6 protein-coding genes are annotated in these 6,816 nt (G+C 68.4%); 1 reads left to right on the top strand and 5 read right to left on the bottom strand.

Features of this window, described 5'->3' with window-relative positions:
* Position 1 precedes the first annotated feature (1 nt).
* From A5706_RS04425 to A5706_RS04435, 3 genes are all read right to left on the bottom strand, one after another.
* On the bottom strand, positions 2-622 hold the full coding sequence (locus tag A5706_RS04425) for a vitamin K epoxide reductase family protein (RefSeq protein WP_068127440.1): 621 nt from the start codon (positions 620-622) through the stop codon (positions 2-4).
* Between the two features lie 11 nt (positions 623-633).
* A complete protein-coding gene (locus A5706_RS04430; RefSeq protein ID WP_068127429.1) occupies positions 634-1,392 on the bottom strand; it encodes a DsbA family protein in 759 nt (252 codons plus the stop codon).
* A gap of 75 nt (positions 1,393-1,467) precedes the next feature.
* Positions 1,468-2,580 (bottom strand): alpha/beta hydrolase, encoded by a 1,113-nt coding sequence (locus A5706_RS04435; RefSeq protein WP_068127441.1) that lies wholly within the window; start codon positions 2,578-2,580, stop codon positions 1,468-1,470.
* Between the two features lie 259 nt (positions 2,581-2,839).
* On the opposite strand from A5706_RS04435, the gene A5706_RS04440 reads away from it, so the two are divergent.
* Positions 2,840-3,685, top strand: coding sequence for an aldo/keto reductase (locus A5706_RS04440; RefSeq protein WP_197517742.1), 846 nt, complete (start codon positions 2,840-2,842; stop codon positions 3,683-3,685).
* A 9-nt stretch (positions 3,686-3,694) separates the two neighbouring features.
* Here A5706_RS04440 and A5706_RS04445 read toward each other — a convergent pair whose 3' ends face one another.
* Complete coding sequence (locus A5706_RS04445) at positions 3,695-4,405, bottom strand: HNH endonuclease family protein (protein ID WP_068127433.1); 711 nt, start codon at positions 4,403-4,405, stop codon at positions 3,695-3,697.
* On the bottom strand, positions 4,402-6,633 hold the full coding sequence (gene recG, locus A5706_RS04450) for an ATP-dependent DNA helicase RecG (RefSeq protein WP_068127436.1): 2,232 nt from the start codon (positions 6,631-6,633) through the stop codon (positions 4,402-4,404). Before recG ends, A5706_RS04445 begins: the two co-directional genes overlap by 4 nt.
* Between the last annotated feature and the right edge of the window lie 183 nt (positions 6,634-6,816).

A 6,816-nucleotide genomic window follows, 5' to 3' on the forward strand; every position in this document is an offset into this window, starting at 1 on the left:
GTCACAACAACGTCGACCAGTAGTCCCAGAACCGCACCATGATCAGCAGAAACACCGCCGTGAACCACAGCGCGGCGATCGACCACCGCCATTGGTAGAGCACCCGCAGCCCACCGGTCTGCAGCGCCGGACGAAACGCGATCGACGCGCTCACCACCAGCAGCGCGATAGTGACCACCCAGACCACCATGCAGTACGGGCACAACGCCCCGATGCGATACAGGCTCTGGAAGATCAGCCAGTGCACGAACACCGAACCGAGCAGCACCCCGACCGTCAGCCCGATCCAATACCATTGCGGCAGAGGAACTTTCGCGACGGCAAGGACGCCGGTGACGATCACCACCGTGAAACCCACCAGCCCGAGCAGCGGGTTGGGAAACCCCAGCACCGACGCCTGCGGCGTCACCATCACCGACCCGCACGACACGATCGGGTTGATGTTGCACGTCGGCACGTAGGACGGGTTGAGCAGCAGCTGGATCTTCTCCACCGTCAGGGTCATCGACGCGGCCAGGCCGATCACCCCGCCGATGAGCACCCACCACGCGCTGGGCGCGGGCACCCGGCTCGGCGAATCCGGCCCCGTCTCGCCGCCGTCCTCGGAGGCGTGCGCGGACACCGGGGCGGTCGTCACGCCGCGGGAGCGACGGCGGTGTCCAGGCCCGGCACGTCGCCGACTATCGACTTGATCTTGCCGACCAGTGCGTCGGGCGTCGACGGCTCGTAATCATTGCCGTTGATCTTGATGGTCGGGGTGGCGTTGATCTTGGCGGCCGCCGCCTCGCCGGTGACCTTGGAAAGGTACTTGCCGCTGTTGATGCAGTCGGGGACCTTGCCGGCGGCACCGGCTTCGCGGGCGAGTTCGATGAGCCGCGCGTTGTCGGGGAAGCTGGTGCCGCGCTCGTTGGGCTGGATGTCGGCGCTGTACAGCGCGGCATGGAAACGGCGGAACGCGTCGATGGATTCGTCGGCGACGCACATGGCCGCCGCGCCCGCCCGCGACGAATAGTTCTGGTTCCGCTGGCTGTCGAGGATCGCCACCATGGAGTAATCGGCGGCGATGGCGCCGACGTCGATCAGCCTGGAAACGGTCGGTCCGAACGTGCGCTCGAAATTACCGCACGCGGGACACAGGAAGTCTTCGTAGAACGTCACCACGGCCTTCGGGTTGCTGGTCCCCGGCTGAGTGACCAGCTTGCTCGACGTCACCCGCACCGTGTCGCCCTCGCCGGTGGCGCCGGGCTTCTTCTTGTGGCTGACGGCCCAGTAGACGACGCCGACCAGCAGGAGTACGACGATCGCGGTGCCCGCGACCTGGAGGAGCCGTCCGGATTTCCCGGTGCCGGACTTCAGGTCGTAGCGCGGGGGGCGTTTGGGTTTGTCGGCCACGGGTTCGCTGATCCTTTGTCACGGTGATGCACGCTTGAGAGGCGCCTCTAGCGTACCGGCGTGACACCCGATGACTCAGGCGCGGCTCAGATGGGCACGCAACGCCGAAATCAGTTCGCTGGTCCCGACGGCGCTGTCGCCGCCCAGCTGGAACAGGTTCGCGAAGCCGTGGGTCAGCGAGCCCATGTAGCGCAGGTCCACCGCGGTCCCGGCGGCCCGCAGGGCCGCGGCGTAGGCCTCGCCCTCGTCGCGCAGCGGGTCGAAGCCGGCGACGGCGATCAGCGCGGGCGCCAGGCCCGACAGCGACTCGGCCCGCAGGGGCGACAGCCGCGGATCCGCCGGGTCGATCCCCGAACCCCGCAGGTACTGCGCCTGGAACCAGTCCATGTCGCGGCGGGTCAGCAGGAAGCCGCGGGCGAACAAGCCCATGGACCGGGTTTGCGCCGTGAAGTCGGTCCGCGGGTAGATCAGCCACTGCAGCACGGGGGCTGGGCCGCCCTCGTTTCGCGCCAGCTGGGCGACGACGGCGGCCAGGTTGCCGCCGGCGCTGTCGCCGCCGACCGCGACGCGCCCGGGGGCCGCGCCGATTTCGGCGGCGTGCTCGTGCGCCCATTTGAAGGCCGCGTACGCGTCCTCGATCGCGGCCGGCGCGGGGTGCTCGGGAGCCAGCCGGTAGTCGACCGACAGCACGTGGATGCCGGCGTCCCGGCACGTCAGCCGGCACAGTGGGTCGTAGGTGTCCAGGTCGCCGATCACCCATCCCCCGCCGTGGTAGAAGACGAGCAGGGGCGCATCCGTCCCGTCGGCGGGGCGGTAGTGGCGCGCGCGGATCTCGCCGGCCGGTCCGGGCAGCGAGATCTCGTCCACCTCGACGTGAACCTGCGGCCCGGGCAGGGCCGCCGTCGTCTCGCGCAGCTGGGCGCGGGATGCGGCCGCGTCGTCGTCGACCACCAGCCCGTCGATGCCGACGGCGTGCAACCCGGACAGCATCAGCTGCAGCGTCGGGTCCAGCGTGTTGCCGTCGATGATCACCGAGCGGCCGCCGAACAGCGCCCGCTTGGCCGGGGTCGGGATCCAGGGAATGACCTTGACGCCGATCGTGGAGACGGCGCCCTGCACGCGGCTCGTCCACCGCATCGATGCGCGTTTGGCTCCGAGGTCGAGGTCCACCGCGAGACTCTTGGCCATGACTTTCTCCTGCTCCCCTCGCCACGCCGGACGACGGTTGTCCGATACCCGTCTATACCCGGCGCGCCGTGCGACCAACTCTACGGGCGTCGGCGAGACGAGCGGGGAACAGGGCATGCCCGCGCGGGCGTCGCTCACGTCGCTTTTGCGGCTGGGTAATATCGTGATCCCCAAGTCGGTGAACCCAAACGGATTGTGAGAGATTTCGGCGGCGGATCCGAATCCACGGACCATCAATTTCACAGGTAGGTGAATGACGTTGACTCGGGAGTCGGGCGCCGCCATACCGTCGATAGCTCTCAATGACGAAAACACCATCCCGGTGCTCGGCCTCGGCGTCGCCGAGTTGTCGGAGGACGAGACCGAGCGCGCGGTGTCGGCCGCGCTGGAATTCGGGTGCCGGCTCATCGACACGGCCGCCGCCTACGGCAATGAAGCCGCCGTGGGCCGCGCGATCGCGGCCTCCGGGATTCCGCGCGCGGAGTTGTTCGTCACCACCAAGTTGGCCACCCCGGACCAAGGTTTCAGTAAGGCCCCGAAGGCCTGCAGCGCCAGCCTGGAGCGTCTCGGCCTGGAGTACGTCGACCTCTACCTGATTCACTGGCCGGCCGCGGCGCTGGGCCAATATGTCGACGCCTTCGGCGGCATGATCCAGTCCCGCGGGGATGGCCACGCCCGCTCGATCGGCGTCTCCAACTTCACCGAGGACCACCTCTCCACGGTGATCGACCTGACCTTCGTCACCCCGGCGGTCAACCAGATCGAGTTGCACCCGCTGCTCAACCAGGACGGGATGCGCAAGGCCAACGCGCAGCACAACGTCGTCACCCAGTCGTACACGCCGCTCGCGCTGGGCAAGCTGATCGACAACCCGACGGTGACCTCGGTGGCCGCCGAGTACGGCAAGACGCCGGCTCAGGTGTTGCTCCGGTGGAACGTGCAACTCGGCAATTCGGTGATTTTCCGCTCGAGCAACCCCGAGCGCATCGCCAGCAATTTGGACATCTTCGATTTCGAATTGGCGGGCGAACACATGGATACGATCAACGGCCTCAACGACGGCACCCGGCTGCGCCCCGACCCGGACACCTACGACGGCTCGTAACCGGCCGGGCTACCCCGCCGGGCAGGTGGCCGCGGCCTGCCGCAACACCCCCGCCGACGGCTGGTCGACCGGCAACTGGTAGCCGCGCAGCACCGCGATGAACTGCATCGCGTACTGGCACGCGAACGCGGCGTTCGGCGGCATCCACAGTGCCGGCGGCGAATCGCCCTTGTCCTGGTTGGCCTGCCCCTCGACGGCCAGCAGGTTGGCCGGATCGTTCGCGAAGCGCAGCCGCTCGGGAAGCGGCCAGCCGTACGCCCCCATGTCCCAGGCGTAGGCCAGCGGGACGATGTGGTCGATCTGCACCGCCTCGCCGACCTTGGCGCCGCGCTGAAATATCACGGTGGTGTTGGTGTACGGGTCGTGCAGGGTTCCGGTGGCCACCGCGTTCGGGCACCGCTTGATCGAGACGTAGGTCTTGTCGACTAGGTCGCGGTCGAGGATGTCGTCGCGGGTGTCACACCCGTTGTGCCCGAGCGGGGCGTCGTTGTTGTCGTCCCAGGCGTCGCCGAACGCCGCGCGGCGGTAGTCATAGCGGTGGGCCCGCTCCGGCAGCACCGCGACGCCCGCGAGCACATCGGTGCCGGGTTGCACCGTGGGGACGTCGGCGCGGGCGGCGACCTCCGCGTGCCTGGCCGAGAGCGATCCCAGCGTCTGGTAGGCGACCAGCACCGCGAGCACCGCGGCGGCCGACAACCACAGCAGCAGCTTCCGGTTCACGCTTTGTCCAGGTATTCGATCCGGTCGGTGTCGGTGAAACGCGCCGCCAGCAAGGCCAAGTCGGCGTTCGACGGGTCCCGCTCGTACGCCTGGACCGCGAAGTCGCGGCCGGCCTCGATGTACGTTCCGTGGTCGGCCAGCGACAGTAATCGCAACGTCACGGCCCTGCCGGATTGGTTGCGGCCCAGCACATCTCCCTCGCGGCGTTCCTTGAGGTCCAGGTCGGCGAGGGCGAAGCCGTCCATGGTCTCGGCCACGGCACGCAGCCGTCGACCGGCCTGCGAATCCGGCGGGACCCAGCTGGCCAGCAGGCACAGGCTCGGATGCTCGCCCCGCCCGATGCGGCCGCGCAGCTGATGCAGCTGGCTGATGCCGAACCGGTCGGCGTCCATCACCAGCATGATCGTGGCGTTGGGGACGTCGACTCCGACCTCAATGACGGTGGTGCACACCAGGACGTCGACCTCACCGGCGCGGAAGGCGGCCATCGCCGCGTCCTTCTCGTCGGCCGACAACCGGCCGTGCATCAGGGCCAGCCGCAGGTCCGCCAGCTCACGGGAGCGCAATCGGTCGAACAGTCCCACCGCGGTCGCCGACGGACGGCGGCCTTCCTCCTTGTCCTTCTTTTCCTTCTCCGGGTCGTCGGTCTCGTCGATTCGCGGCGCCACCACATAGACCTGGCGGCCCGCGGAGACCTCCTCGATGATGCGATGCCAGGCACGCTCGAGCCAGGTGGGCTTGTCGCCGATGAAGATGACGTTGGTGGCGATCGGCCGGCGCCCGCGCGGGAGCTCGCGCAGCGTCGAGGTCTCCAGGTCGCCGTACACCGTGAGCGCGACGGTCCGCGGTATCGGCGTCGCGGTCATCACCAGCAGGTGCGGGGTGATGCCCGCGGGAGCCTTGGCGCGCAACTGATCCCGCTGCTCGACACCGAACCGGTGCTGCTCGTCGACCACCACCATGCCCAGGTTGTGGAAGTTCACCGCGTCCTGCAGCAGCGCGTGGGTGCCGACGACGATGCCGACCTGGCCGCTCGCGACCTCGTCGCGGACCTGCTTCTTCTGCGCCGCCGTCATCGAGCCGGTCAGCAGCGCCACCCGCGTCGCGTTGTCCGCCCCGCCCAGCTGGCCCGCCATCGCCAACTCGCCGAGGACATCGCGGATCGACCGGAGATGTTGCGCGGCAAGGACTTCCGTGGGTGCCAGCAGCGCGCACTGGTAGCCCGCGTCGACCATCTGCAGCATCGCCAGGACCGACACGATCGTCTTGCCCGAGCCGACCTCGCCCTGCAGCAGCCGGTTCATCGGGCGGGTCGCCGCCAGCCCGTCGGACAGCACGGCGAGCACCTCGCGCTGCCCCGCCGTCAGCTCGAAGGGCAACCGCCGCAACAACTCCGCGGCCAGGCCGTCGTCGCGTCGCGGTGCCGGGGGGCCCGATTGCGACAGCTCGCCGTGCCGGCGGCCGACCAGCGCCCACTGCAGGCCGACGGCCTCGTCGAAGGTCAATCGCTCACGCGCCCTTTGTCGTTCGCGCTCGTCCTCGGAGAGGTGAATCGCGCGCAGTGCCTCGTCCTCGGAGATCAAACCGAGTTGATCTCGCAGGTCTTGGGGCAGCGGATCGGGCACCGGGTCGAGGACGTCGAGCACCTGCCGCACGCAGCCGAAGATGTCCCAGCTCTGCATTTTCGTGCTGGCCGGATAGATCGGGAAGAACCGGCCCTCGTACGCCGACGTCACCTCTTCGCTGCTGACAGCCTGCGAGGCGACGGCGATCTTCTTCAGCGAACGGGTTCCGTAACTGCCTCCCCCCGGCGACTCGATGATGAGAAACGCCGGATGGGTCAGCTGCATCGCGCCCCTGAAATAGCCGATCTCCCCCGACAGCATCACTTTCGCGTCTTTGACGAGGTCCTTCTTGAGGTAGTTGGCGTTGAAGAACGTGGCGGTCACTTTGCCGCGACCGGATCCGACAGTGATGCGGTGACACATCCGGCTGGGCGTCTTCTTCATCGGAAACGTTTCGGTAGCGGTGATCGTGTCGACGATCGTGATGTGCTGCCCCTCTTCCGGCCGCTCGTCGCCGGCACCCCACCGGGCCGCGCCCTCGGTGTAGCTGCGCGGGTAGTGGCGCAGCAGGTCGTCGACGGTCCTGATGCCGAATTCCTGATCCAGCAGTTCCGCGGCCTTGGCGCCCACGGTGAAGGTCAGCCGATCCGACAGCGACGCCACGGCTACTCGACCCCGATCAGCAGGACGTCGCCGCGGTGGGTGACGTCCTGCAGGACCACGTGCACGACCACCATCCGGGGACCGAGCTGATGACCTACCGCACCGGCCACCGCGGCGACGTCCTGCTGATCGGGGTCGAGTAGCCGTGGCGTCGCTGTCGGATCGGCTGACCTTCACCGTGGG

The organism is Mycobacterium sp. E796, assembly GCF_001672815.1.
Lineage (GTDB): Bacteria > Actinomycetota > Actinomycetes > Mycobacteriales > Mycobacteriaceae > Mycobacterium.